The following is a 26,850-nucleotide window of genomic DNA, read 5'->3' on the forward strand; positions in this document are numbered from 1 at the left end:
CCTTCCTGAACCTTGATGGGTTCCTGCGGCACCATGTTGATAGCCTTCTTGCCTTCTTCATTCTTGTCCTTACCGATACAAGCCTGAGTACAGACGCCGCAACCAGTACAGTCGTAGCTGGAGACGGAGATTGCGAATACGGGCTTTTCGGAGCCTTCGAGCTTGAAGCCCTTGGCAGCGGTGAACTTGAAGCCTTCCGGTGCGTTAGCAACAGCGGATTCGTCCACAACCTTCACGCGGATAGCAGCGTGGGGGCAGACCATAGCGCACTTACCGCACTGAACGCAAGCATCCGGATTCCAGGACGGGATGTTGAGAGCCAGGTCGCGCTTTTCGTACTTGGTTGTGCCGGTGGGGAATACACCGTCAACAGGCATCTTGGAAACGGGAAGCTTTTCGCCGTTGCCCTTGATGATTTCTGCGGTAACTTCGTTAACGAATGCAGGAGCGTTGCCGTGGATCGGAGCGCGGAATTCCTTGGTGCTGGTAACAGCGGCCGGAACCTTGACTTCGAAGAGGTTAGCCAGAGAAGCATCGATAGCGTCCCAGTTCTTCTGGACCACTTCCATACCCTTCTTGGCGTAGGTCTTTTCGGCATACTTCTTGATGTACTTGATAGCGGTATCGGAATCGAGAACGTTACCCAGCTTGGAGAAGAAGCAGGTCTGCATCACAGTGTTGATGCGACGGCCCATGCCAGTCTTTGCGGCCACTGCGTATGCGTCGATGACGTACACCTTGAGCTGCTTCTTGATGATGACTTCCTGAACCGGACGGGGGAAAGTATCCCAAACGGTTTCTGCAGAGTGCGGGGTGTTGACCAGGAAGGTTGCGCCCTGCTTTGCATACTTCAGCATGTCGACGGATTCGAGATGCGGAGTATGGTGGCAAGCAACGAAGTCAGCTTCGTTTTCACCGATCAGGTACGGAGCGTCGATGATGCTCTTACCGAAACGGAGGTGAGAAGTGGTCATGGAACCAGACTTCTTGGAGTCGTATACGAAGTAACCCTGAGCGTTGTTTTCGGTTTCGTTACCGATAATCTTGATGGAGTTCTTGTTTGCGCCAACGGTACCGTCGGAGCCCAGACCGAAGAACATGGCCTGGAAGAAGTCGGAATCCAGCTTGAAGTCAGGATCGATGGGGAGGCTGGTGTTGCAGACATCGTCGTTGATACCAACGGTGAAACGTGCGCGGGGTGCGTCCAGCTTCAGTTCGTCGAAGATAGCCTTGACCATAGCCGGGGTGAATTCCTTGGAGGAAAGACCGTAGCGGCCACCGATCATCTTGGGCATAGCCATCTGGCCAGCCATGACGGCTTCAGAAACTGCGGTAAGAGCGTCCTGGAAGAGCGGTTCGCCTGCGGAACCCGGTTCCTTGCAGCGGTCGAGAACAGCGATCTTCTTGACGGTCTTGGGGAGAGCAGCAACAACTGCTTCCATGGGGAACGGACGGTACAGACGAACGTTTACGAGACCGACCTTTTCGCCCTTGGAGTTGAGATACTTAACGGTGTCACCGATGGTGCAGGTAGAAGAGCCCATGGAGATGATGACGCGTTCTGCATCGGGTGCACCCACGTAGTCAACAATGTGATACTGACGACCGGTGAAGGAAGCAACCTTGTCCATGTACTTCTGGACGATTTCCGGAACCTTCTTGTAGAAGGGGTTCACGGTTTCGCGGCCCTGGAAGTAGACGTCCGGGTTCTGGGCGGTACCGCGCATGGTCGGGCGGTCCGGAGTGAGGCAGCGTTCGCGGCAAGCCTTCACGTACTTTTCGTCGATGACGCTACGGATAACGCCGTCTTCGAGAGCTTCGATCTTCATGACTTCGTGAGAAGTACGGAAACCGTCGAAGAAGTGAACGAACGGGACGCGGGATTCAAGAGTAGAAGCGTGAGCCACGAGAGCCATGTCCTGGCATTCCTGAACGGAGGAAGAGCCGAGCATAGCGAAACCGGTCTGGCGGCAAGCCATGATGTCGGAGTGGTCACCGAAAATAGAAAGGCCCTGCATAGCAAGAGCACGGGCAGTCACATGGAAGACCGTGGGGGTCAGTTCGCCGGCGATCTTGTACATGTTGGGGATCATCAACAGAAGACCCTGGGATGCGGTAAAGGTGGTGGTCAAAGCACCGGCCTGCAGTGCACCGTGAACGGTACCGGCAGCGCCACCTTCGGACTGCATTTCAAAAACGCGGGGAACCTGGCCCCAAATATTCTTCTTACCAGCTGCGCTCCAGTTGTCGGCGTGTTCAGCCATAGGACTAGACGGTGTAATCGGGTAGATAGCTGCAACTTCACTAACTGCAAAAGCAACGTTAGCGGTAGCTTCATTACCGTCACACGCAATCATCTTCTTTGCCATGTGTGTCTCCAATTATTGTGTTAATTCAATAAACTTGCGATTTAAAAAAATCCAACGTAAATTTACCCATTTTTAATGTCAAAAAGTGAAATATTTTTCAAAAATTCACTAAAAAATCCACTTTTTTGAACACTCCGTGTAAAGGTCTGCCGGAAAATGACCATTCTGAGGGGTAAACGACCTTTCTGAAAACTTACAAAAAGATTATTTGTGTTCGAAAGGGCGGTTTTTCATCTGATAACTTCAAAAACGTACTTCAAAAAGTATGCTTTGACTACATGCAGCCCTTAAGTTTCATACCCACCTTTAGGGGCTGATCCTTGCCAAGCTTGTTGATTCGTCGAACCGCATCTTCGGAAATGTAGAAGAACGCCGCCACATCGGCTACGGTATCGCCTTTTTTGACGATATAGACATTTTCAATTTTTAGCTTGGACTGGATTTTACGATGGGCTTGAATAGCCTTTTTCTTGGAATATTTTTCTACGCCGGGTTTCAGCTGCCAATGGGGGAAGTCTACAACGGTAGTGGGGTCGATGTTCACGTCGCCGTAGCGGATCTCGAAGTGGAGGTGGGCTCCGGAAGATTTTCCGGTGTTGCCTGCGAGGCCCACGATATCGCCGGGGTAAACCTGGTCGCCAACCTTGACGGTGCGTTCGGCCAGGTGGCCATAAAGGGTCTGCAGACCGTTTTCGTGCTGTACCAGGACGTAGTGGCCGTAGCCGCCCTGATTGTATTTAGAGACGATCACTTCGCCGGGGTAGGCGGCGACCATGGGCTCTCCTTTTTCTACCTGGATGTCTACGCCGCGGTGGAGTCGGTGGTCGCGGATTCCGTAGGGGGAGCCGAGACGGGCCTCGTGTGTAATGGGGATGAGCATGGTAGAAAAGTCGAAATACTCGCCGACGGTTTCGGTCTTGGTGGGCTTCTTTTCGCCTTTCTTCCTGGATTTCCTGCTCTTTTTGGTGGCGTCCACGAATTCGACTTCAACGCCCTGCTTTTCGTAGAGGAGGGCCTTGGTGAAAGCCTTGGGATCGTCTGACTTTATAGAGACTTTCTTTGTGGAATCGCTGGGGGATTCGTCGTCCTTTGCGATTTTGCCCGAGGATTTCTTGCTGGATTTTTTTGAGGACTTCGTAGACTTCGAAGCCTTGGATTTTTTCTGCTTGTCCGTCTGTTTTTCCTTCTGCTTGTCTTTTTGCTTTTCCTTGGACTTTTCTTTCTGGGTGTCCTTCGATGTCTTGGATTCTACCTGGGTGGTGGATTTATGGGAGGATTCTTTGGGGGCAGTCTTTGCCAATGCGGGGCTGAGGAGCGCCGCAATGAGAAGGACTATTAAGACTGCCTTGTTCACCCCGATGCTCCTACTTCAAGAATGCGAAAAATACCGCAGCGATGATACACAGGAACGCCACGATGTGGTTCCACTGCAAAGTTTCTGTGTGGAATACGGTAACCGCAATGACGGTAAAAATGGTAAGGGAAATGGCTTCCTGGATAATCTTCAGCTGCATCAGGCTGAAGGGACCGCCGTTAATGCGGCTGCCGATGGAGTTGGCGGGAATCATGAAGCAGTATTCCAGGAGGGCGACACCCCAGCTGGCAAGGATTACGAGAATCAGGGGCCAGTCGGTGCTGATATGCTTTTCCTTGAGCTTCAGGTTGCCGTACCAGGCAAAGGTCATAAAGATATTAGAACAACAAAGAAGAAGTATTGTAAAAATTCCTGCGCGCATTTTTTTGCCAATGTATTGAATGGTTAAACTTTTTTGTTTGCCCGTTGGACTTCACCACGAAGGCGGTAGGGGCGTCCAGTGGAGTGCTGATAGGCCAGGCGAGCCCGAACTTGTTCCAGGTACTTTATATAGGTCTCACTTTGATAGTCGCGGTAAGTCCAGTCAAAACTGTGGAAGTGTCCGTCCTGGAAATAGAGGGTAGGTTCCACGAAAATGCCCCGCTGCATGTACACGCGTTGGCGCTGGTCCTTGGTGGTGGCCAAGAAAAACTGCCCGAGAGTCATATAGCCCGGATCCAGATTTACGGGACGCAGGCCCGGTGTGCCGTTTTTTTCGGCGATTTCCAGCTCGATGTCGTTGGTCCAGAGCTTGATATCTACGATTTCAGTACGGTCAACCAGAGTCTCGTAACTGAAGAAGGCGCGGACAGGGGCGGTTCCGATTTCATCTTTATAATAGTTGGTAAAGGTGAAGGGGAAGGGAGGGAGGTTCAGGTCTTCTTCGCCGAATTTCTGACGGAGGGGCTCGCGGACCGCTTCAACGGCGGCTGCGTCCTGAGCCAGGATGCCAACGATGATCTTGACCTTTGCCGGTTCCTTGATTGCGCCCATTGTTAACTCCTCGACCTCTTATAAACCCTTGGAATCTTCTTCGGAAAGCTTGTAGATGTAAGGCCAGTTCTTGCCGGTAATCCACAGGTACTTTCCGTCGTAGGCGATTCCGTTCAGCACGTCCATATGGGGGTACTTGTTTTGCAGTTCGTACACCTTGCGGGACAAGTCAAAATACTTCTTGACGTGACCGGTGGGCAATTCGATGATGGCGATGGCCGCGGTTTGCCAGATGTTGGCGTAGAGGGTGTTGCCCACAACTTCCAGTTCGTTCAGCAACTTGATTGGGTGTCCGTTATCGGTAACGTCGATGACTCCAACCACATAGAAACCGCCCAGCGCCAACTGCAGAAGCTGGCTGGATCCGTTGCTCATGAGCAGGGCGTCTTTCCAGTAGGTCAGTCCCCATCCTTCTGTGGGAATGCGGAATTCGCCTTTCTTGGAAAAAGGTTTGCGGTTGTAGATGAAGGCCTTCTTGGATTTCCAGGTCAGGTAGAAGATGTCGTCACCCACGGCAATGGAACCTTCGCCAAAGTAACGTTCCTGGAGCATGGTGGAATCAAGTACCTTACCTTCCAAGGTTCGACGGTACAATCCCGACTGCCCATATTGTCCTGTAGTTTCGATCAGCTCGTTTCCGTCAAAGAAGAGACCCTGGGTAAAATGAGTCTGTTCGTGGGGAATCGAATCGATGATGGTGGGGACCACGCGGGGGGCTTCGGCAAAACTGGCCGTAGCAAGAATGGCGACACATGCAAGAACGATGGCGGCAAATCTTTTCATGGTGGTATCCGGTTAGTTCCTAAATGTCCACACGATACCGTAGGCGAAGCGGAGCCCTTCGGGAGTGTAACCCGATTCCGGCATGTAGATACTGTGGTTGAAGTTTTCGATTCGGCTGTAAATCTCGAACTGCAGAATCTGCATGCGGGCCTCGAAATCCAGGGCCAGATACTTCTTCATGGGCTCCAGTTCCAGGTTGCCGTTTTCGCCGATGGTGCAGTCGTAATGGTCGCCGAACCACTGCCAGTCAACACGGACACTTACACCCAGGCGGTCGAACACGAATCGGTTCTGCCAGTGGATGCTACCCTTGTAGTAAAGTTCCTGGGTGTCCATAAGCTTGGTGCTACGGTCCAGAGTCTGGCCTCGTTCTATGTAGAACTTCCAGTTGCCCAGGCGGAAGCCAAATTGCAACAGCCAATCCAGACTGGAAACGTGATCGATGTTTGTGTAGGTATAGGCTTCTTCGATGGTGTTGGTGGAGTCTACATGGCCCCACTTGACCCAACGGGGCTTGATCAGGTCGTCTACATGTTCCTTGCGCAGACCCAGCCCGTAAAAGACTTCGCGCTTCTGGTAAGCCAGGTTCACCGTGGTGCGGTTCCTTTCTTCGTACTTCAAGTCGTTACGATGGAAGGCGAGACGTCCTGTTTCGTTAATCTTGATCTGGCCCACGTCGGGGAACTTGTTGTCGTGACGGAAGGCTGCGTTCAACTTCAAATGGAAAGGCAACAGGGCGGTAGCGTCAAAGGAATAGGCCTTGGCGAATTCCTGTTCGTCGTTTACGGAACTGTTGCGCTGCATGCCGGTCTGGGTCCTGAAGTAGAAACGGTGCCACAGGGTGTCCGACAGTTCCAGATAACCCATTTCGCGGTCCTGCAGATAGGTGTAGTGGTCGTCGTTGGCGTTATGGTAATCGGTGTTCAGGAACTCGTACTTGAACTTGATGGCCGGGTTCAGCAAGGTGTGGTAGGCGATACCGAAGTTGCCCAGGATCGATTCATAGTTGATATACTTGGTGGTATCGTAATAGAGAGTGTCTTCCTGTTCTACACCCAGGGTATCCAGGTACTTCTTGGTGCCGCTGACAAAGTGGGGCAGGGAATCCTCTTCGATTTCGTGATTGCCATAATTGATGTCGGCACTGAACGTCAGATTTTTTAAGGGGTAAAGTTCGATACCCGCTCCATAGGTGGAGGCCTCGATATCGATAGTGTAAGGATTTTGCTGGAATGTCCTGATGGATTTGTCCAGGGAGTCCAGCAGAACCTTGTGGTTGGGATTGTCGGCGTTTTCCAGGTAGAGGAAATTCATTCGGGTGTAAATCTTACCCACGCCAAAACGGGCGGTAACCACTGGCTGCAGATGCATGCTGTTCATGGCGATGTTACGGCCTGCAAAGGGAATCTGGCTGGAGTCGCGACCCAGGGAGAAATAGGGGGAGTGGGTCACGTTGGTATAGCTGTATTCCTTGGAATCCACGTCGGAGTGGCTGGCGATACCCAACTCGAAAGTGACGGAGTCGGTGACCAGGCGCTTGAATTCCAGACGCAGGGCGTTTCCGCTAAAGGCGGGGCGTTCCCAGTTCAAGTCGGTAATGGGGGTGTCGACGGCGATCCCCTTACGTTCCTCTACCAGTATGCCGTTCTCGCCATTGAGACCCAGGGTACTTCCATCGTACATGAGACGGGTGGTGTACAGGCCTGCCAGCATGCTGGGGTAACGCTGACTGATAGAACCCATGCCCATGGCGTCCGGGTCCAGTTCGGGCCTACCCAGGATCGAGGTTCCCAACATCCAGTAGGACTTCTGTCCAGAAATATCGTAAGTGCGCTGCATGACTTCGGTCAGGGGCAATACCCAGCGGCCCGCATCGGTTTCGCGGGGGGCGGGGTCAATTCCGTTGGGGGACTGGTAGACGGAGTCCTGGGGGGTGGGAAGAGTGTAGCCTAGGGAACGGACCGGTTCTGCAAAGACTGCGACGGCAATCAGCAACAAGAAAAAGATGGCGCGGAACATGTAAGCGGGACCCACTTTTAGTACCATTCGGCGCGAAGCTTTTCGCGGCGTTCACGAAGGGCCTGGACTACAGTGTAAGGCATCTTCATGCAGTTGGGGGCATAAGTACTGCCTTCGGTGTGGAAGTCGCTTCCGCCCGTACCCACCAGACCGAAACGCTGGGCCATTTCCTTATACTTGCGGCCTACGGCACCCTTCTGGGCGGGGCAGTAGACTTCCATGCCCTGTACGCCCCATTCCACCATCTGTTCGATGAACTCGTCGCTGAGCCCGGACTTGTAGGGGTGGGCAAGAACCGCAATGCCGCCTGCATTTTCGATAAGGCGGATGGTCTGCTGGGGGTTAAGGCCTTTCTTTTCTACAAAGGCGATGCAGCCGTCTCCCAGGTACTTGGTGAAGGCTTCGGAAAAACTGCCGATATATTCTTCGGCCACCAGGGACATGGCGATGTGGGGGCGACCGATGACCTTGCCTTTGCAGTAGCTCAGCACCTTCTCGAAAGTGATGTCGATACCCAGGGCGTTCAACTTCTTGATAATGGCCTTGGCTCGGGTAACACGCTGCTTGGCAAAATCCTGGAGCTCCATGTTCAGGGCCAGGTTGGTGGGGTCGCAGTAATAACCCAGAATGTGGATGTCCTTGCCCTGCCAGACAGAAGAAATCTCGATACCGGGGATAATCTCCAGGCCGATGGCCTTGGCCGGTTCCGCAGCCAGGTTATAGCTATCCAGGTTGTCGTGGTCGGTAATGGAAATGCAACGAAGACCTTTTCGCTTGCTTAAGGTCAGAACTTCTTCGACGTCCAGGGTACCATCAGAAAGCTTGGTATGCAGATGGAGATCTGCATAACCGCCGTTTTCGGTAATGATGGTAGAAAAGCCTTTTTGCATTACTTGACCCCGTAATACTGGGCGATGAGGGCGGCCTCGCTGGAAGTGCTGGGCTGCAGGCTCAAGTTCAGGAAGGGGTAGACCTTTTCGGAACAGAAACCGATGCGGCAGTCGGCTCCGCTAACCTTGGCCAGGTAGAGGCGGGGGAGGAAGGCGTCGCCCAGGTAGATGACCACCGTGGGGGCAAATTCCTTGATCTTCTGTTCCATTTCCACAAAAACGGGTTCCTCGAAACGGCATTCCAGGTCGCTAAAGTAGATAGCCTGGGCGCGCTTGGCCGAAACCAGGGCGTGGAGGGATTCGTGGGCCACCAGCAACACATTCTTGAAAAATGCCTGGGGCATCTGGTGCATAAAGGGGGCTACACGCTCCATGTCGCGATGGAGAAAAACCAAAGTCTTGGGGTTGTTCTTCAAAGCCTCGGGGAAGTTAAAAGCTCCGGAATCTTCACCTGCCTTCTTCAAAAACCAGCGGAACAGGGAATCCTGGCTGCTGAAACGCTTAAAAAAATAGCGGAAACGATTGGTAAAGTACGGTGAAGGTTTCAATTTGTCCTCGGAGCGTTAGTGGGCTGAAATATATTAAATTTGGCCTATGGCAAAACCGAAGTTCTACGCAATTAAGACCCCTAGCGAAAGCAAAATCGTAACCACCTGGGACGAATGTCTAAAATTGACCCATGGAGTCAAGGGGGTGCTATTTAAATCCTTCGGTTCCATGGCTGAAGCCGAAGCCTGGATCTCCGGCATGGAAGCCCCTGTTCCCGGAGGAGTCCGCGTATTCGTGGATGGATCCTTTTCTCCCGGGTTCCCCTATTCCGGATGGGCCTTTGTCGTGACAGAAGATGACAAGGAAATCGCCAGAGGGAACGGTCTGACGGCTTTCGAGGCCGAAAGTCGAAACATCGATGGGGAAGTCATGGCCAGCTATCAGGCCATGCGCTGGCTGGACGCCCACAACATGAACGGCGTCATCTGCCACGACTACGAAGGCATCGCCCGCTGGGCCAAAGGCGAGTGGGCCGCCAAGAGCAATATCGCCAAACGCTACGTGACCGCCGCCCAGCCCTTCCTGCACCGCGTAAAGTTCGAAAAAGTTGCCGCCCACACAGGCGTCAAGTGGAACGAACTGGTGGACAAGCTGGCCAAGGAAGCCATCCAGGCTGGAAAAACCGCCCAGAAAAAGTAGGACGGCGGGGCATTTTTTGCGTTTTTCGCTCAAAAATGCTAGTTAATTTGTTTGTCAGAGCCGTTTCCCCTGACTTCCTTGGTGAAAATTTTTCTGTTAGAGCTGAATCCCGTGGAGGGGTAAATGCAAATTTTTCTGTCGGAGCACAATCCCGCGTTGCGGAACGCGCAAATTTTCCTGTCAGAGCGCAATCCCGTGTTGCGGAAAGTGCAAAATTTTTTGTCAGAGCACAATTCCCTGGAGGGGAACGCGCAAATTCTTCCGTCGGAGCGCAATTCCCTGGAGGAAAAAACGCAAAATTTTCTGTCAGAGCGGAATTCCGCAGAACGGAAAGAGCAATGCTTTTTGACGGAGACGAACCCCATTTGTGGGAAAGAGGCCTGTCTTGCATCAGTTCCCGTCCACCGTCATAGAAAATCGCAATACATTCCGCTAGACCTAAATGGTAGGACTAACGCCCCTAGTGTTGTGTAAAACACTATGCAATGATGTGATTTTTCTGTAACCTTTGTGATATCTTTCTGTAGTTTTTCTATAATGGGGCGACAATAGCTCCAAGGTGGAGTGGCTATACCCTTTGGGGGTAGAGCGTAGGAAATTGAATTTAAGGAATTGAACCATGAATATCGCAATCGTCGGTACAGGCTATGTGGGCCTTGTAAGCGGTACATGCTTCGCCGAAATGGGTGTGAATGTCACCTGTGTTGACGTCAATCAGGCAAAAATTGAATCCCTTCAGAAGGGTCAAATCCCTATTTATGAGCCGGGCCTTGACGAAATGGTGCTCCGTAACCAGCGTGAAGGACGTCTTCACTTTACAACGGATTTAGCCAGTGTCCTGGACGATGTGGAAATGGTTTTTAGCGCAGTAGGTACCCCTCCCGATGAAGATGGAAGTGCCGATTTGCAGTACGTTTTGGCTGTTGCCCGTACTTTTGGCCAGAATATCAAGAAATATACCGTGCTGGTAACCAAATCCACAGTCCCGGTTGGTACTGCCCAGAAGGTAAAGGCTGCCATCCAGGAAGAACTGGATAAGCGTGGTGTTCAGATTCCCTTTGACGTGGCCAGCAACCCCGAATTCCTGAAAGAAGGCTCGGCAATTGCAGACTTTATGAAGCCGGATCGCGTGGTGGTGGGTGTAGAAACCGAACAGGCCAAGGAAATCATGACCCGCCTGTATCGCCCCATGATGCTGAACAATTTCCGTGTCATCTTTACAGATATTCCTTCTGCAGAAATGATCAAGTATGCAGCCAACTCCATGCTGGCTACCCGCATTAGTTTCATGAACGATATCGCCAACCTTTGCGAACTGGTGGGAGCCGATGTGAATATGGTTCGTAAGGGAATCGGTAGTGACTCCCGTATCGGCAGCAAGTTCCTTTACCCCGGCTGCGGTTATGGTGGAAGCTGCTTCCCCAAGGATGTTAAGGCTTTGATCAAGACCGCCGAAAAGAATGGCTATAAAATGGGCGTTCTTAAGGCTGTGGAAGAAGTTAACGAATACCAGAAGACCGTGCTCTTCAATAAGCTTTGCAAGCACATGGGTGGAGTCGAAAACATTAAGGGAAAGACTATCGCCATGTGGGGCCTTGCCTTTAAGCCTGAAACCGATGACATGCGAGAAGCCACAGCTTTAGTGCTTATTGACTTGCTTCTTAAGGCCGGCGCCAACATCCGCGTATATGACCCTGTTGCCATGGAAGAATGCAAGAGAAGAATGTCCGTCGCTCGTCATTCTGAGCGAAGCGAAGAATCCAGTGACGTACCAGCCATCACCTACTGCAATGACATGTACGAAGCCCTCCTGGATGCAGAAGCCCTTCTCCTGGTTACAGAATGGAAACAGTTCCGTATGCCTAGCTTTGCGGTGATGAGAAAGGCTATGAAAAATGCACTCATTATCGATGGCCGTAACATTTACGACGCCAAGGAAGTGGGCGAGGCCGGTTTTGTTTATGATGCAATTGGGTGCTGATGCTTGATATTAACGTAAATCTTAACGGAAAGGCAATTCTTGTAACTGGGGCTGCTGGCTTTATAGGTTCCAATTTATGCAAGAATCTTCTGCAGAGTTTTTCTAATATCAATCTGGTTGGTATTGATTCCATTACTGATTACTACGATGTAAACATCAAGTTTGAACGTTTAAGTCAACTTGAAACGCTTGCAAAGGGTTCTAAAAGTAAGTGGACCTTTGTTAAAATGGATGTTGCCGATATAATTGCAATTGAAAAACTCTTTTCTGAAAATCATTTTGCAGTGGTGGTGAATCTGGCTGCTCAGGCTGGTGTCCGTTATTCCATTACCAATCCCGATGCCTACATCCAGAGTAACTTGATCGGTTTCTACAACATTCTTGAAGCCTGCCGTCACAACGAGGTGGAACATCTCGTTTACGCAAGTTCTTCTAGCGTGTATGGTAGCAACAAGAAGGTGCCTTATTCTACCGACGATAAGGTGGATAATCCGGTATCCCTTTACGCGGCCACCAAGAAGAGTAACGAACTGATGGCTCACGCCTACAGCAAGCTGTACAACATTCCTAGCACCGGTCTGCGCTTCTTTACCGTGTACGGACCTGCTGGTCGCCCGGATATGGCTTACTTTGGCTTTACCAATAAATTGAAGGCCGGTAAGACCATTCAAATTTTTAACTATGGTAATTGCAAACGTGATTTCACCTTTGTAGATGACATTGTTGAAGGCGTTGTCCGCGTGATGCAACGTGCTCCTGAAAAGCAGAATGGCGAAGATGGCTTGCCTCTGCCTCCGTATAGGGTTTATAATATCGGCAATAATTCTCCGGAAAACCTTCTTGATTTTGTAACCATCCTTCAAGAAGAATTGGTTCGTGCCAATGTTTTGCCTGCCGATTACGATTTTGATGCTCACAAGGAACTGGTCCCCATGCAACCTGGTGATGTTCCTGTAACCTATGCCGATACAACGGCGTTGGAACAGGATATGGGCTTTAAGCCTGCGACACCGCTGAGAGAAGGACTGCGTAAATTTGCTGAGTGGTATGGTGAGTATTATAAAAATGTTTAGGAAGAGGGTGTAAAAATTATGCAATTTGATTCATTCATCATTTTTGGCGGATGTGGTTTCATTGGAACTCACACTAGAAATCTCATTAAAGAAAAGTATCCTGATGCCAAAGTTTATGTTGCGGACCTTCTTGCTGAAGGAACTGAATTTTCTCAACAAATTGATGTGAGGATGCCCTTTGACGTGAAGGGTGAATTCGACTCTAAAACCTTGATTTTTAATTTTGCGGCAGTTCATCGTACGCCGGGGCATCCTGATTATGCCTATTTTGAAGCCAATATTCGTGGTGCGGAAAATGTTTGTGAATTCGCTCGCAAAAAAGGAATCAAAAACATTGTTTTTACAAGCAGCATCGCTCCCTATGGTGCTGCTGAAGAATTAAAAACGGAAGAAACCTTGCCCACGCCCAATACTCCGTATGGAATTTCCAAGTTAGTTGCTGAGAAAATTCATCAGACTTGGGCGGCTGAGTCTGTTGATCACAAGTTAAGCATCGTTCGTCCTGGAATCGTTTTTGGCACAGGCGAAAATGGAAATATGACTCGTCTTTATAAAGGGTTGAAAAGCCGTAAGTTTGCGTATGCCGGTCGTAAGGACACGATTAAGGCTTGCATTTACGTTAAAGATCTTGCCCGTGTGATGCTTGCTATGGCAGAAAACGAACAAGCGGATAAGGTTCAACTTCATAACTGCTGCTACTATCCTTCTTTTACCATCGAACAGATTAGCAACACTATGCTAAAGGCTATAGGAATGCGTCGCTTTATTCCGTACATTCCTAAGAAGCCGATGATGGCTGCTGCAACGGTGTGCGGAGCATTTGGTGGTCTTGGTTTAGGAATTTGCCCGGCCCGAGTCAAGAAATTGATGGTATCTACTAATATTGACGGCCAAAAACTTTCAAGGAATTATCCGTTAAGTTATACCCTTGAGGAAGCTTTTAAGGATTGGTACAAGGACTGCGAGCAGAAGGAATTAGTGTAATGGAAAAGCGCATCAAGATTATGCACATTGCCCAGGCATATCCTGGTGGCGTTCCTGTGTACATTGAAACTCTTGTTAAGCACCTTGATAAGAGTAAGTACGAAAATATTCTGGTATGTTCTCATGCATACGAAGAAGAACGTTTTGCTCCTATTTTTGATGTAATTGAGAAAATTGGAATGGAACGTTCCATTAGCCTTTCTAAAATTTTGAAGCCTGCAATGGCTGCAAGAAAGCTGATAAAAAAACACAAGCCAGACGTGATATACTGCCATAGCAGTATTGCGGGGGCAGTTGGCCGTATTGCTGCAATTGGATGTAGTGCAAAGGTGATTTACAATGCGCATAGTTGGGCTTTTAATATGCGTATCAGCAACAAGAAAAAATTATTTTATCGTTGGATAGAAAAAGTTCTTGCTTTATTCACGGATAAAATTCTTTGTGTGTCAAATTTTGAAAAAATTTCAGCATTGCAAAACAAAATCTGCCCTCCCAAAAAATTGAATGTCATCCTAAATGGAGTTGATATTCCACATTTGGATAAGGCGATTGCAAACTCTACTGTTACAAAAACTTCCCTGAATATTCCTGAAAATGCCTATATCATTGGCATGGTAGGCCGTATTTCTGAACAAAAAGCTCCTGATGTCTTTGTGAAGGCCGCTCGCAAAATCAAGGATGAAATTCCGGAAGCTTTCTTTATCATTGTAGGTAATGGCCCAGATCAGGAATCTATTGAAAAAACGATAGAATCTTTAGATCTTAAGGATTCTTTCTTGATCACCGGTTGGATTAATAATCCCTTGGACTATTTGGCTTTGTTTGACCAGGCCTTGTTACTTTCTAGATGGGAAGGCTTGCCTTTGGTTGTTCCGGAATATCTTGCCGCAAGTAAGCCGGTCGTTTGCTCAAAAATTGACGCTGTAAATGACATGATTGAAAATGGCGTTAATGGATTGGTTGTTGATATTGATGACGTTGTAGGAACGAAAGATGCTGTCTTGAAATTGTATTGCGATCGTCTGTTGTACGAGTCCATTGCTAAAAAGGCTCGAGATGTTGCCGAGACTAAGTTTGATTTAAGTGTTGAAGTTTTTTCATTTGAAAAACTTGTTTTAAATAAATAAAGAGCTTATATGGGTTCTTCATCAAATATCATAAAGAATACGGCCTATCTTTATGTGAAAATGTTTATTTCGATGTTTGTAGCTTTGTTTACAACTCGGATATTCTTGAATGTTCTCGGAGCTTCTGATTACGGATTGTATAGCTTAATTGCAAGTGTAATTGCTTTTTTTGGCTTTTTACAAGACTCTTTAGTTATTGCAACTTTACGCTTTCTGTGTTTTTTTAAAGGTCAAGGTGAAATTGAAAAACAAAAAGCTGTTTTTAATGTTAGTACCCTTTTGCATGTCTTTATTGCTTTTTTTGTCGCTCTAAGCCTTCTTTTTGCCTCAAATTTTTTATTTGATGGCTTTTTAAATATTGAGTCCAGCCGGCTGGGGGTTGCTAAACATGTGTATTTTTTAATGATTGTAACGTTTGTATTTTCAGTAGTTTCTATTCCATATGATTCTCTGCTTAACGCGAATGAAAATATGCGCTTTTATTCAATTGTAGGAATTGTTGAATCTCTACTTAGATTGGTACTTTCTTTTCTTATATCGTGTAGTCCTATTGATAAATTGATTTTTTATGCATATGGTTTGGCTTTAATAACAATCCTTTCCTTGTTAGTTAAACGTGTTTATTGTCATAAAAGTTATGCGGAATGTTCGTATTCTCTAAAATTTATCGATAAGAAAATAATAAAACAAATGGTTTCATATGGTGGATGGAACTTCTTGACTGCATTTACTTTTTTGTTATCATCAAATGCTTCTGGATTAGTTTTAAATAGGTTTTTCGGAACAATTGTAAATGCTGCGCAGGGCGTTGCGACCCATGTGAATGGAACGATGATGCAGTTCTCTAGTAATCTGCTAAAAGCGGTAAATCCTGTTCTAAATAAGAGTGTTGGTGAAAAAAATGAAGGGAAAATGATACAGTTTGCGGTGTCTGGAACAAAATTGTCGTTTGTCATATTTTTGCTAATGTGCGTGCCTTTTATAGTTGAAGCCAAATATGTTTTAACGTTGTGGCTGAAAAATGTTCCTCAGTGGACTGTTATATTTTGTTGCTTGCAACTAGTTAGGTCTTTGATTAATCAGTTGTTGGCGTTGTTTGTCAATTGCGTTTATGCTAGTGGAAAAATAAAGAAATACTGCATTATAAAGAGTTGTTTTAATGTGTTGTCTATCGTTGCCATGTATTTATGTTTCTCTTTTGGGGGGGCTCCATATTTATCTTATATTGTTTTATTTGTCTTTATAGAAGTATTTGGCGGAGGAACAATTATGTTCTTTATGAGTGAAAATTTTGGTTATAGTTTGGTATCGTACATAAAGAAAATTTTAGTGCCTTGTATATCAGTTTTTGTTATTTCAATATGCGTTGGATATTTGATTAATTCTTTAATGAATGAGTCGCTTCTTCGTTTATTTTTTGTTGTTGCGGTTGAACTTATCGTAATAATAGGATTAAGTTGGCTTGTTATTTTTGATGAAAAAGAAAAGTCAAAAGTTATTTCGTTTTATGAAAAAATTAATGGTTGGTTAAAGAAATGATTGTTCCTGTTGAAAAGTTGTCTAGAAGTTTTATGAAATATCCAAAGGATGCAGACTATGTGATAGAATCTGTTCCTGCACGGACTTTGCTCAGCTATAGAAGATTTGACTTTTATGCTAAACTTCTATATATTGATCATTATGAAAAAGGGTTGGATTTGACCTATGCAAAGAAACTGTATTTGTCTCAGGTTTCTGCAATTACTCATAATACAAATGCTGAAGAAGGAAATGATGAAAAGAATAGTGCGAATCTTTTTTTGTCGGTTTTTAATCAGTTAATAAATGATATAAAAACTAATGGTTTTAATGCTGATGTATCCTTGATCCCTGTTGATTCTGAAGGCTATGTAATTGATGGTGCTCATCGTGTGACGATTGCTGCATATTACGATTTGAATGTAACAATCATTCGTTTTTTGGATTGGAAAACCAACTTAAAAACGGATTGGAAATTTCTAAGGGAAAATTTTTTAGAAGAAAGGTTTCTGGATGCCTTAGCATTGGAATGCTGCAAGTGGCACGACAATTTGTATATGGCTTGTATTTGGCCGAAATCCCTGACAAAAAAGAAAGAAAAGGAAGACGCTGATAGATATATCGAATCCGAAGTTCATGTCGTATATAGAAAAAAAGTAAAAATGAGCTGGATTGCGTTACATAATTTTATGTTGCAGATCTATGGTCATATGAATTGGATCGGTTCTCCAGAAAATCATTTTTCGGGTGTTGATGCTAAGGTAAAAGAGGTTGTTTGTAAGGACTACGACGAATGTGAATTTCTTTTGATTGAGGCTGACTCATATCAGCATGTTTTTGATTTGAAACAGACTGTTCGGGAAATTTACGGGATTGGTTTGTCATCCATTCATATCACTGACAATATTAGAGAAACGAAGCAAATCGCAGACTTGATTTATAACGAAAATAGTCTTTACCATGTTAGAAATGCTATGCCTGATCGCTTTTTAAATTCATTTCGTTTAGTACGGACGTTTAAAAATATCATAGCGGAAAATGGACTGAAATATTCTAATTTTGTTGTTGACTCAAGTATGGCGATGGCCATTTGTGGTATTAGAAATGCTGAAGATTTAGATTTCTATACGGATGAAAAAAGTGAAAAAACGAATGGTTTGTTTAAAAATCATAAAATTGAAAATCATGAAAATTGTTTAAAATTTCATAATAAAAGCGCGGTGGATTTAATCTATAATCCTGAAAATTATTTTGTATTTGATGAAATAAAGTTTATTTCTTTGCAACAGATGTTGAAATTTAAACAGTCTAGAGGGGAAACTAAAGATTTAAACGATGTAAAGATGATAAAGTCGTTTTTACACCAAAATGTTTTTAGTCAATTTTTATTAGCTTATTTTGAAAAGAAACACATGCTAAATATTTGGTTTAGAACCATAAAGAAAAAATTGGGGATGAAGTTTAAAAACATTTTAAAAAGCGTTCACCTGTTTCATGTTGTAAAAAAAGTGTATAAGTTATTCGTGAGGACGTAGGACTGATATGAGAATTCTATGGCTTGAAGTTTCTGTTCCCGCGTCTTATCGATTGGATAATCGCGTTGTTTTAGGATGGCAAGATTCTTTAGAATCCATCGTGAAAAAGATTACAGATGTTCAATTGTTTGTTGGTTTTGAAGGCTCTTCGTCAGACGTAGAGAGAAAGGTTGTGGATGGGGTGACTTATATTCCTTTTCGAACACAATTGTCGAAAATGGAACAAATCCGAAAAAAATGGAATTGGGACTATTATGCGGAGCGTGTGAAGGAGAGTCTTATTCCCGTTGTTGAATCGTGTCAACCGGACTTGATACATGTTTTTGGTACGGAATGGCCTTTGGCTTTAATTGCTGAGATCGTGAACGTTCCCGTTGTTGTTCATATTCAAGGCGCGATAATTCCATATAATAACGCTATGTTCCCGCCAGGATATGTGAAGGGAGATCTTTTAAGAGTGATAAAAAATCCAAAACACTTTTTTTGGAATATGTGTTTCTACAAACAATTGTTGTCAAGAGAACGCATAGAACGCCGTATTTGGAAAAATGTGTGTTATTATATGGGGCGAACCCTGTGGGATGAATCTCTGTCGTTTATAATGCATAAAAACCGAAAGTATTTTCATGTGGAAGAAGCTATAAGACCTGTTTTTTTACAAACAACGTCTGTTCCTCATAGAGATTTCTCCAAAATTAAGCTAGTGACTACGGGGTGTAGCTCGTTTTGGAAGGGACCTGACATGCTTTTAAAGACTGCACACATTTTACGACTTATGGACGTTGACTTTGAATGGACTGTTGTTGGAAATATGTCGCCATGGATAAAAAAATGTGTGGAACGGAAGGCTGGCGTATCATTTGAAAAATGTAACATTAAAATAAAGGGCTTTACACCTGCAGAAGAATTAAAACGTTTTTTAGATAGCAGTTCTATGTATGTGCACACAGCATACATTGAAAATAGTCCGAATGCGATTTGCGAAGCTCAATGTGTTGGACTTCCTGTAATTGCAACAAACGTTGGTGGTGTGGCTTCTTTAGTTTCTGATGGTATTGACGGAGTCCTAGTTCCTGCAAATGATCCTTGGCAGATGGCTGCAGCGATTGTGAGAACGCATATGGATTTTGCTATGATGAAACGTTTTTCTGAGAATGCTCAAAAAAAGGCTTTGCAAAGACATGCTCCGGAACACATCGCTGCTGAATTGTTATGTTGTTACGAAAAAATTATTAAAGAAAACCAATAGTGAATGCGTATGAAACCGAATATTCTCGCTTTTTATCTTCCGCAGTTTCACCCCTTCAAGGAAAATGATGAATGGTGGGGAAAGGGCTTTACTGAGTGGACTAACGTAGGTAAGGCGAAACCTCTTTTTAAAGGTCATAATCAGCCTCGTGTTCCTACGGAATTGGGATACTATGATTTGCGTTTGCCTGAGATTCGCGAGCAGCAGGCCCAAATGGCAAGGGATGCGGGAGTAACCGCTTTCTGCTATTGGCACTATTGGCTAGGAAATGGTAAAAGGCTTATTCCAGAAGTTTTTGATGAGGTTCTTGCTTCTGGTAAACCTGATTTTCCGTTCTGTTTAGGATGGGCAAATCATAGTTGGTTTGCAAAGAATTGGAACGCTGATGGTTCTACCACAGAAAAACTTCTTGCAGAACAGACTTATCCGGGGATTGGTGATGCCAAGATGCATTTTGATTATTTGCTAAAGGCGTTCAAGGATCCAAGGTATGTGAAAATTGATGGAAAACCCATTCTCTACATTTTTCGACCGAAGGAAGTTCCTCAGCTGTATATAGATCATTTTAAAAAATGGGCTGTTGATGCCGGTTTTCCGGGGTTAATGCTTGTTGGTGAGTTGAGAGGCTTTGAAGACCGATCCAAAGTGCTTGCTTCTGGTTTTGATGCAGTTTCTTATCAGCGCTTAACGGAAATTCCCGTTGACAAACAGATGTTCCCAGGACAATTGCTTGCTAAGAAACTTTTTAGGCGTCTCAATAGAATGATTCACGGTCTTCCTCCTCGTATGGAAGACTACAGCAAGGTCTATTCTCGTTTGTTAAGTCCGTTGGAAAAAGAATCCGATGTAATACCTTTTCTATTGCCTCAGTGGGACCATAGCCCAAGAAGTGGTCGTAATGGGACAATTTTTACGAACGCAACCCCAGACGCATTTTATAAACATGCAAAACAGGCTTTGGACTTAATAAAAGATAAACCAGAAAATAGAAAAATCTTATTTTTAAAATCCTGGAATGAATGGGGTGAAGGCAATATGATGGAGCCTGATCTTACCTATGGAAGGGGCTTCATAGAGGCGCTTCGAAGAGCTATTGACGAGACTTTGTAAAGATAGACGATTTCCATGTATTTTTATTATTACCTGTTAGCTTTCATTATGGCACTTTACTTCATTTTGCGCATATGCAAAGTGAAGCATTCGGAAGATCTGTTCTTGAAAATTTCTTTCGTTGTGCTGATATTTGTGGGCGTTGTTAGAAGTACCGACGTAGGTGGTGATTTGTGGCATTACTTGCGCGCGTATGATTTTTTTGGTGATAGATCTTGGACGTATCTTTTTACTCATAGATCAAAGTATGGATATATTTTTGCTGCATTGATTAAAACTGCTCATTCCATTAACCCATCGCCTCAGTCTTTGTTGGCTGCCACTAATATTCTTACCTTGATTCCGGTCTATATCTTCATCAAAAAGTATTCTAACAACTATTTGATGAGCTTATTCTTGTATATTTCATTCGGATTTTATACAAACACTTTTAATAGTGTTCGTGCCAGTCTTGCTTTAGGCATCGGACTTTTTATGATGTCATTTGTAGTGGAACGCCGCTGGCGTATGTTTTTTTTGTGTCTAATTGCCGCTGTTGAAATTCATGTGTCATTTCTTGTGTTTGCAGTTTTGTATCCGATGTACAAAAAAAAGATAACGCTCAAGTATATTTGCCTGACAATTGGCGTAAGTTTTATTTTGTCTCGTATGGCATCGCTTTGGGGGAGACTTTCGGCAATGGCCTCGTCGTACGATGCTGGGGCATATTCTAACTTAGATCAGTCTACGGGTGGTTTTACCTTACTCTTTTTGATGGTTGCAATAACCGTTGCCTTTTTTATGATTAACAAAAAACATCTGGAAAAACAAATCCAGTTGTTTATGCACTGTATGATTATTTCTTGCTGTGTGTTGGCGTTTGCAACATGTTTTACGGTTTTGACTCGTGTTGCAATTTTTTTCTATATATCTATGATTGTGCTCTTTCCACTAACAATCAAAAATATGAAAAATGTCGACTTACGCCGATTTGGTTCGCTGGCGGTGTATTTACTGTTCTTCGTGTATTTTGCACTTTTTGTTATGCAACCTTTAAAGGAATACGACGGCTCTAATAATCAGCGAACTTTGCCATATACAACTTTTTGGGAAAAAAATGGTAGTGTATAGATGAAAAAAATTTTATTTGATTTAAAAGCTTGTCAACCGATAGAACATATAAAATTTCACGGTGGGGGCGTTTATGGTTATGTTGTTTTTGAGCGTTTATGTAAAATCGCGCCAGAACGTGTAATTGCCTATTGGGATAAGAGTAGGTTTATAGATCCTGCTATCAAAGATCTTATAGACAATATGAACGTGGAAACTGTTGATGCTAGTGAAAAAAAATTAATTGATGTAATTGACGATCGAGTCTCTCTTTTTTATACGCCTTTGTATGATGGCGAACATCGCTCACTTTTCTCGCTAGATTTGCCGATCTACGTCACTGTTCATGGTTTGAGAAAACTTGAAATGAACCGAGATTCCTATGAAATTAAGTACGCAACGAATCTAAAGACGAAATTCAAATGCATCCTAAAACAAACGTTTTTGTATAATAAGTTGAAGAAGAAATTCTTTAATGAGTATGCAACGTTGCTTCGGCAAAAAAACGTCAATGTGATTACTGTTTCAAATCATAGCAAGAATTCTCTTCTCTTTCATTATCCATTTTTATCGGAAGAAAAGATTAACGTTTTCTATAGTCCCTCTACAACCTCGACTGATATTGAAAAAGTTATATCATACGGTTCTGATAAATATTATTTGATTATTTCTGCGGATCGATGGCTAAAAAATGGTTTGAGGGCCATGGAAGCTTTTGATACTTTATTTGATGAGAATCGTTTAGTTAATACCAAAGTCATTGTGGTAGGTTTGTCGCCTAAGCAGAAATTGATGAAGAATATTCGTAATAAGGATCTTTTTGTTGTTAAAGATTATGTGTGCAAGGACGAATTAGAGTCTTTGTTGAAAGGGGCTTATGCTTTGGTTTATCCGAGTTTGAACGAAGGTTTCGGGTACCCTCCATTGGAAGCAATGAAATATGGTACTCCAGTTATTGCTTCTCCGTTTGCCTCTATTCCTGAAGTCTGTGCAGATTCTGTGATTTATGCAAACCCCTATTCTATAGAAGAAATTGCTATGCGAATACTTTATCTGAATAATGAATCTGTGTATAATGATTATTGTGTTCGCGCAAAGAATCGGTATAACTATATAACCCACAAGCAAGATTCTGATTTGACGGATATGGTTAACCTTTTGCTGGGAAAGATAGAATGAGATCTTTGGTGATTTCTTGTGTCGCACTGACATGTGGTGGAGCGGAAAGAGTTATATCTATTTTGTCCACAAAATTAGCAGAAAATTATGATTCTGTAAAAATTGTTATGTGGAAGGATGCTCCTGTTTTCTATGATATTGATAAGAAAATAGAAATTATTAGCATAGAAACGGAAATAAACTGCTCCAATTATTTTAAAAAGATATTGTGGTTTCGTTCTTTTTTGAAAAGAAATAAGCCGACTTTGGTGCTGTCATTTTTGGCAAAGTCTAGCGTTGGCGTATTGCTTGCTAGCTTAGGCATCAAAACAAAAGTTATTGTAGCTGAACGAAATGACCCTCGATTCCTTAGGGGGGGGCGTTTGATGATTGTGCTTCGAGACTTTTTGTATACGTTTGCAACGGGAATTTTGGAACAAACGGAAAATAGCAAAAACTATTTTAAGGGTGGTAAACTTAAGAAGACTTCTGTTATCTATAACCCTGTTTTTATGGATGCTCGTTATGTAGGTATAGCATCTCGCATTGAAAAAAAGAAAAAAATTGTTTCTGTGGGTCGTTTAGAACCTCAGAAAAATCACGAATTACTTATAAGAGCCTTCTTTAAGGTTCATCAATTACACCCTGATTATCAGTTAATTATTTATGGCGAAGGAGAATGTCGCGCAAATTTAAAAACATTGATAACATCTCTCCATTTGTCTGATTGCGTGTTTCTTCCAGGAAATCAATCAAATGTTTTTGATTTGATAAAAGATGCCAGTGCATTTGTTATGACCTCAAACTTTGAAGGTATGCCTAATGCGTTGATCGAAGCCATGTGTCTAGGCGTGCCTTGTATAAGTACTAAAGTTGCTGGCGCAATAGATTTGATAGATCATGAAAAAAATGGTTTGTTGGTTGATGTTGGTGATGAATCTGGAATTGCATCCTCTTTGTTGCTGTTGTTAGATAAGTCTTGCTTTGCAAATAAATTAGGAATGAATTCCTCTGCAATATACGAGGAACTTTCAATAGAAAAAATTTTTGTAAAGTGGATTGACTATTTGAAGTCTATCGAAAACACCCCATGATTTTAATTACAGTTTTTGCAGTAAGGTATCTAATTCAAATAATCGGTTTAAATAGGATTGTTTTATTAGGCTCATGGCAGAATCGACATTTAATTTCTCGTCGTTTGCTAAGCCTGTATTAATATTGATTGGCCATAAGTTGATATTATTTATATTTGAAATGCGAGTATACTCTGATAACGAATCAATAAATAATTCTAAATTGATTAGTTCTTCTTTCTTCTGATCCCATACAACTTTTACCGCTTTTTTAAATTCGTTTATTTCTCTAAGGTTGCCAAACCATAATCCTTTAACGACATTTAAGCCTGTTCTGAAGGATACGAAAGTCTGCCAATCGAAATCCCATATTGGTCCCAAATTTAAAGGCCCTTGTTCTTGTTTATACATAAAAACACTTTTGGGGTATTTGAGTTCCCCGTTTTGGGCGATTTCATAAATAAGCCAGTACTTTGCGAAGTTGGTTATATCAATATATTGATTTATTTCAAGATTGCATTTTTTTTCAAAGAAACAATCTATTGAGTCTATATAATTCTGAATATATGAAATTTGCGATTGTTCTGGATTTTGGGGATTCTTTATAATGACGGGTAATTTCTTGTATGCAGTTTTGAATTTATAAATCCCATCAAATTTGTCTTCCAAATTTAATAGATATTCATTTTTGTTTATATTTAATTTATCTTGTGATACTTCAATTTTCTCGCAAATGTAATAGTTTCCGATGAATTTTTTATTGAGAAATACATCAACAAATTTTCCTTGTGGAGTCCATTCCATATTTAATACTTCGGAAAGCTTGAATGCCAATGCGTTTCGTATTAATGTTCTATCTCTATAATTAGCGAGTAAAACCCATTTTTTTGCTTTGGGCATACCTAGAAATTCAATTTTTTTGTTGAATTTTATTGCATACGGTTTTTTGGGGTATCCCCATGTTGTATTTCCCCTTCCTCTAATGGTTAATTCCAAGATTTCGCTTTCAGGACTTGAATCTCCCCAAATCTGGAGCTTTGCTGGAATTTCTGTTTCGCGATCCTTGATTTCCTGTAAGTTCTCTGTTTCGATTACGATTCGAGGCAATCCTGCATAGGGGTATTCTGTGTCATCTAAGGGGAGGTAGTCTTTAGGATTTTCTGAACAGAGATCTTTGTTTTTAACAATAGAGCCGTTTTCGCACTCATACATCATCGATATAGAATCATTTGATTCTGGAGTAATCTTGATGATTGAATCTTCTGGTATTAAGTCAATCCATCGATATCCATTGCAATATTGTTTCTTTCCTGCTTTTGTATCGTTTATAATTTCTCCATATGAGTCGCCATCGCAGGCATAATGCTTTCCGCTGAGGTCAAACTCATTGGATTCAGAAGAAAAGTCCGAACATCCATTTATTGCTAGCAAGAGAAATGTCAGCAAGATTGTTGTTTTCATGGTGGGTAAAGATAATAAAATGTGCTTTTCTCTATTATGAATTTGATATTTTTTTTATCTTTTAAAGGGTGTAGATTTGAGTGGATTTTATACAGAGTTTCATATTTTATGGTTAAGAAAAGCCTTGCTTGTTTAGTTCTTATTTTCGCGGTTTTAGTACATTCTAGCCCTGTTAAAGAAACAGAACGCTACAACTTGAAGTCGTTGAATGCTAGTCCGATGCTTTGGGAATTTCATCGAATAACGTCGTCTAATGCAAACCAGAAATATATGTACCCACAAAGAGATTCTGCTTGGCGAAGAAATGCTGTAGAATTAGAACATAATGCTCTTTTACGGTATTCTTCAGATAGAGCTTTTTTGGCAACGAGTATTGTTGGGGGAATTGACTATAGAGGTGGAGAGACTCTTGGGGATACCATATGGCCCGGTGTAGATGGAGGTCTGTATTTAAGAGGCTTCGTGGATTCATTGGAATTCGTTTTAGATGCTCGTATTTACGCAGAAGGACATAGTGCGGTTAGGCCTCAATCGTATGATGGCGAATATATGGATTTTCAATCTGGTGATAATAATGATGGTCTAGAATATTTGAGTTACGCTCGTTATCGAGGTCACATGGCCTTGAATATGGGATTTGCTCGTCTTGATCTTGGTAGAGATGTGGTTCATTGGGGGCCCGGGTTCTATAATAATTTGACATTGAATCAATTCTCCTTGCCGTTCAACATGGCTACACTTGAGGTTGTTGTTGGCCCTTTGACGGTTATGTCCCTATATGGCGATCTAAGAATCTATAAGGGGAATGTGACTGAGAAAAACAAGGAAGCTCGCAATTTATATGGTCACCGTTATGAATTGAATTTAGGTGATTTGGTATTTGGAGTTAGCGAACTTCAGGTGGTGTATGATGATAGTAATCCTTGGTTGTTGTTACCTATTGTTCCGCTGTTTATGGAAAAGGGAAATTTCACGGAAAGTGGAAATAATGGATCGCTGTCATTTGATATAAATTATCGATTGCTGAATATGGTTCGTTTTTATTCAGAATTTTTCTTGGATGATATGCAGAGCCCCATTAGTTTAATTGAAAATGACAATGTTCAAGCGAAATGGGCGTGGATGATAGGTTCGCATTTTTCAAAGAATGTGTTTTTGAGAAAGCATATGGTTGAAGCGGGTTCATTGGTCGAATATGCTAGAGTTGAACCATATGTATATTCTCATTTCAAAGAAAATACTGCACAATTTGCTCATTTGGAAGTCCCACTAGGGAATCAAGGAGGTCCCAATAGTCAAACCGTAGATTGGTTGGCTTATGCTAGGGTTGATGGACGTCTTACGTTAGGTTTACGTCATCGTTGGTTCTGGAAGGGCACTGATTATGGAAGTGCTTTGAATGATACAACTCCTAATAACCATGTTAACGTGCCAAAAAAATTTTTATTTGGTGCGGATATGAAGTATTCGTTAACTCCATCAATTGGATATGAAGGAAATTTCTTTAGCTTTGTTACTGAGTGGACGTTTTTTGATGATCGAAAAATTTACTCTCGCTTAGGACTTAAATGGTAATTGAAAAAAACTGATGGTTTTAGACCATCAGTTTTTCATATAGTTAGCGCTTGTTGTTCTGCTTTAACCCTTTTCTAAGGAGGCTTTCAGTTTAAGGACTTCCTTGGATGAGAGACTGCAAATCGAAATGATTTCATTAATGCCGTATTTCCGTTTTAGCATAGTCATTGCAATTTCAAGAGTTTTATTCTTAGTAGCCTCTTTTGCAGCCTTTTTTGCAGCTTCCTTTGCAGCTTCTTTTGCCGCTTCTTTTGCAGCAGCTTCCGCTTTAAGTACTGCGCTGGCAAGGCGGGTATTGTATTCATCTTGTCTTTTCTTTTC

23 protein-coding genes are annotated in these 26,850 nt (G+C 43.4%); 13 read left to right on the top strand and 10 right to left on the bottom strand.

Annotated features, from left to right (window positions below; all coding sequences use genetic code 11):
- The 8 genes from nifJ to MMG03_RS10885 form a co-directional block, all read right to left on the bottom strand.
- Window positions 1-2,369, bottom strand: a 2,369-nt coding sequence (gene nifJ, locus MMG03_RS10850) for a pyruvate:ferredoxin (flavodoxin) oxidoreductase (protein ID WP_249506268.1), incomplete at its 3' end; no start/stop codon positions are given.
- Window positions 2,370-2,643: 274 nt separating this feature from the next.
- The gene (locus MMG03_RS16135) at window positions 2,644-3,723 is read right to left on the bottom strand and encodes a peptidoglycan DD-metalloendopeptidase family protein (RefSeq protein ID WP_249506269.1); all 1,080 of its coding nucleotides are present in this window, start codon (window positions 3,721-3,723) and stop codon (window positions 2,644-2,646) included.
- Window positions 3,724-3,733: 10 nt separating this feature from the next.
- A complete protein-coding gene (locus MMG03_RS10860) occupies window positions 3,734-4,105 on the bottom strand; it encodes a DMT family protein (protein WP_263859311.1) in 372 nt (123 codons plus the stop codon).
- 23 nt (window positions 4,106-4,128) lie between these two features.
- Window positions 4,129-4,716: a DUF4416 family protein gene (locus MMG03_RS10865; RefSeq protein WP_073159233.1), complete on the bottom strand. Its 588-nt coding sequence runs from the start codon at window positions 4,714-4,716 to the stop codon at window positions 4,129-4,131.
- An 18-nt stretch (window positions 4,717-4,734) separates the two neighbouring features.
- The gene (locus MMG03_RS10870; RefSeq protein WP_083538276.1) at window positions 4,735-5,499 is read right to left on the bottom strand and encodes a glutaminyl-peptide cyclotransferase; all 765 of its coding nucleotides are present in this window, start codon (window positions 5,497-5,499) and stop codon (window positions 4,735-4,737) included.
- A gap of 12 nt (window positions 5,500-5,511) precedes the next feature.
- Window positions 5,512-7,545 carry a hypothetical protein gene (locus MMG03_RS10875; protein WP_249506271.1) on the bottom strand — a complete coding sequence of 678 codons (2,034 nt, stop codon included), beginning with the start codon at window positions 7,543-7,545 and terminating at the stop codon, window positions 5,512-5,514.
- Window positions 7,536-8,408: a PHP domain-containing protein gene (locus MMG03_RS10880; RefSeq protein WP_101479250.1), complete on the bottom strand. Its 873-nt coding sequence runs from the start codon at window positions 8,406-8,408 to the stop codon at window positions 7,536-7,538. The genes MMG03_RS10875 and MMG03_RS10880 overlap by 10 nt, the downstream gene beginning before the upstream one ends.
- Window positions 8,408-8,956, bottom strand: a complete 549-nt coding sequence (locus MMG03_RS10885; protein WP_249506272.1) for a hypothetical protein — start codon at window positions 8,954-8,956, stop codon at window positions 8,408-8,410. The genes MMG03_RS10880 and MMG03_RS10885 overlap by 1 nt, the downstream gene beginning before the upstream one ends.
- 46 nt (window positions 8,957-9,002) lie before the next feature.
- Between MMG03_RS10885 and MMG03_RS10890 the strand changes: the two genes are divergently transcribed.
- The 12 genes from MMG03_RS10890 to MMG03_RS10945 all read left to right on the top strand — a co-directional run bounded on the left by MMG03_RS10890 (window position 9,003) and on the right by MMG03_RS10945 (window position 23,514).
- Window positions 9,003-9,596 (top strand): viroplasmin family protein, encoded by a 594-nt coding sequence (locus MMG03_RS10890; RefSeq protein ID WP_073159227.1) that lies wholly within the window; start codon window positions 9,003-9,005, stop codon window positions 9,594-9,596.
- A 619-nt stretch (window positions 9,597-10,215) separates the two neighbouring features.
- Window positions 10,216-11,577 (top strand): UDP-glucose/GDP-mannose dehydrogenase family protein, encoded by a 1,362-nt coding sequence (locus MMG03_RS10895; protein WP_249506273.1) that lies wholly within the window; start codon window positions 10,216-10,218, stop codon window positions 11,575-11,577.
- Window positions 11,577-12,650 (top strand): NAD-dependent epimerase/dehydratase family protein, encoded by a 1,074-nt coding sequence (locus MMG03_RS10900; protein ID WP_249506274.1) that lies wholly within the window; start codon window positions 11,577-11,579, stop codon window positions 12,648-12,650. The genes MMG03_RS10895 and MMG03_RS10900 overlap by 1 nt, the downstream gene beginning before the upstream one ends.
- Window positions 12,651-12,668: 18 nt before the next feature.
- Window positions 12,669-13,634: an NAD(P)-dependent oxidoreductase gene (locus MMG03_RS10905; protein WP_249506275.1), complete on the top strand. Its 966-nt coding sequence runs from the start codon at window positions 12,669-12,671 to the stop codon at window positions 13,632-13,634.
- A complete protein-coding gene (locus tag MMG03_RS10910) occupies window positions 13,634-14,761 on the top strand; it encodes a glycosyltransferase (protein WP_249506276.1) in 1,128 nt (375 codons plus the stop codon). Before MMG03_RS10905 ends, MMG03_RS10910 begins: the two co-directional genes overlap by 1 nt.
- A gap of 9 nt (window positions 14,762-14,770) precedes the next feature.
- Window positions 14,771-16,300 (top strand): lipopolysaccharide biosynthesis protein, encoded by a 1,530-nt coding sequence (locus MMG03_RS10915; RefSeq protein ID WP_249506277.1) that lies wholly within the window; start codon window positions 14,771-14,773, stop codon window positions 16,298-16,300.
- Window positions 16,285-17,814, top strand: a complete 1,530-nt coding sequence (locus MMG03_RS10920; RefSeq protein WP_249506278.1) for a hypothetical protein — start codon at window positions 16,285-16,287, stop codon at window positions 17,812-17,814. The genes MMG03_RS10915 and MMG03_RS10920 overlap by 16 nt, the downstream gene beginning before the upstream one ends.
- Before the next feature lie 7 nt (window positions 17,815-17,821).
- Entirely contained in the window at window positions 17,822-19,063 is a 1,242-nt protein-coding gene (locus tag MMG03_RS10925) for a glycosyltransferase family 4 protein (protein WP_249506279.1), read from the top strand.
- 9 nt (window positions 19,064-19,072) lie between these two features.
- Window positions 19,073-20,173 (top strand): glycoside hydrolase family 99-like domain-containing protein, encoded by a 1,101-nt coding sequence (locus tag MMG03_RS10930; RefSeq protein WP_249506280.1) that lies wholly within the window; start codon window positions 19,073-19,075, stop codon window positions 20,171-20,173.
- A gap of 105 nt (window positions 20,174-20,278) precedes the next feature.
- A complete protein-coding gene (locus tag MMG03_RS10935) occupies window positions 20,279-21,283 on the top strand; it encodes an EpsG family protein (protein ID WP_249506281.1) in 1,005 nt (334 codons plus the stop codon).
- Complete coding sequence (locus tag MMG03_RS10940; RefSeq protein ID WP_249506282.1) at window positions 21,284-22,441, top strand: glycosyltransferase; 1,158 nt, start codon at window positions 21,284-21,286, stop codon at window positions 22,439-22,441.
- The gene (locus tag MMG03_RS10945; protein ID WP_249506283.1) at window positions 22,438-23,514 is read left to right on the top strand and encodes a glycosyltransferase; all 1,077 of its coding nucleotides are present in this window, start codon (window positions 22,438-22,440) and stop codon (window positions 23,512-23,514) included. The genes MMG03_RS10940 and MMG03_RS10945 overlap by 4 nt, the downstream gene beginning before the upstream one ends.
- Window positions 23,515-23,520: 6 nt before the next feature.
- Here the strand turns inward: MMG03_RS10945 and MMG03_RS10950 are convergent, their stop codons facing one another.
- The gene (locus MMG03_RS10950) at window positions 23,521-24,954 is read right to left on the bottom strand and encodes a CotH kinase family protein (RefSeq protein ID WP_249506284.1); all 1,434 of its coding nucleotides are present in this window, start codon (window positions 24,952-24,954) and stop codon (window positions 23,521-23,523) included.
- A 108-nt stretch (window positions 24,955-25,062) separates the two neighbouring features.
- Between MMG03_RS10950 and MMG03_RS10955 the strand changes: the two genes are divergently transcribed.
- Complete coding sequence (locus MMG03_RS10955) at window positions 25,063-26,529, top strand: hypothetical protein (protein ID WP_249506285.1); 1,467 nt, start codon at window positions 25,063-25,065, stop codon at window positions 26,527-26,529.
- Between the two features lie 63 nt (window positions 26,530-26,592).
- Here MMG03_RS10955 and MMG03_RS10960 read toward each other — a convergent pair.
- Window positions 26,593-26,850 (bottom strand): hypothetical protein (locus MMG03_RS10960; RefSeq protein ID WP_249506286.1); only part of this gene is annotated, 258 nt, incomplete at its 5' end.

Origin of the sequence: Fibrobacter sp. HC4 (assembly GCF_023373925.1) — a bacterium.
Taxonomy (GTDB): domain Bacteria; phylum Fibrobacterota; class Fibrobacteria; order Fibrobacterales; family Fibrobacteraceae; genus Fibrobacter.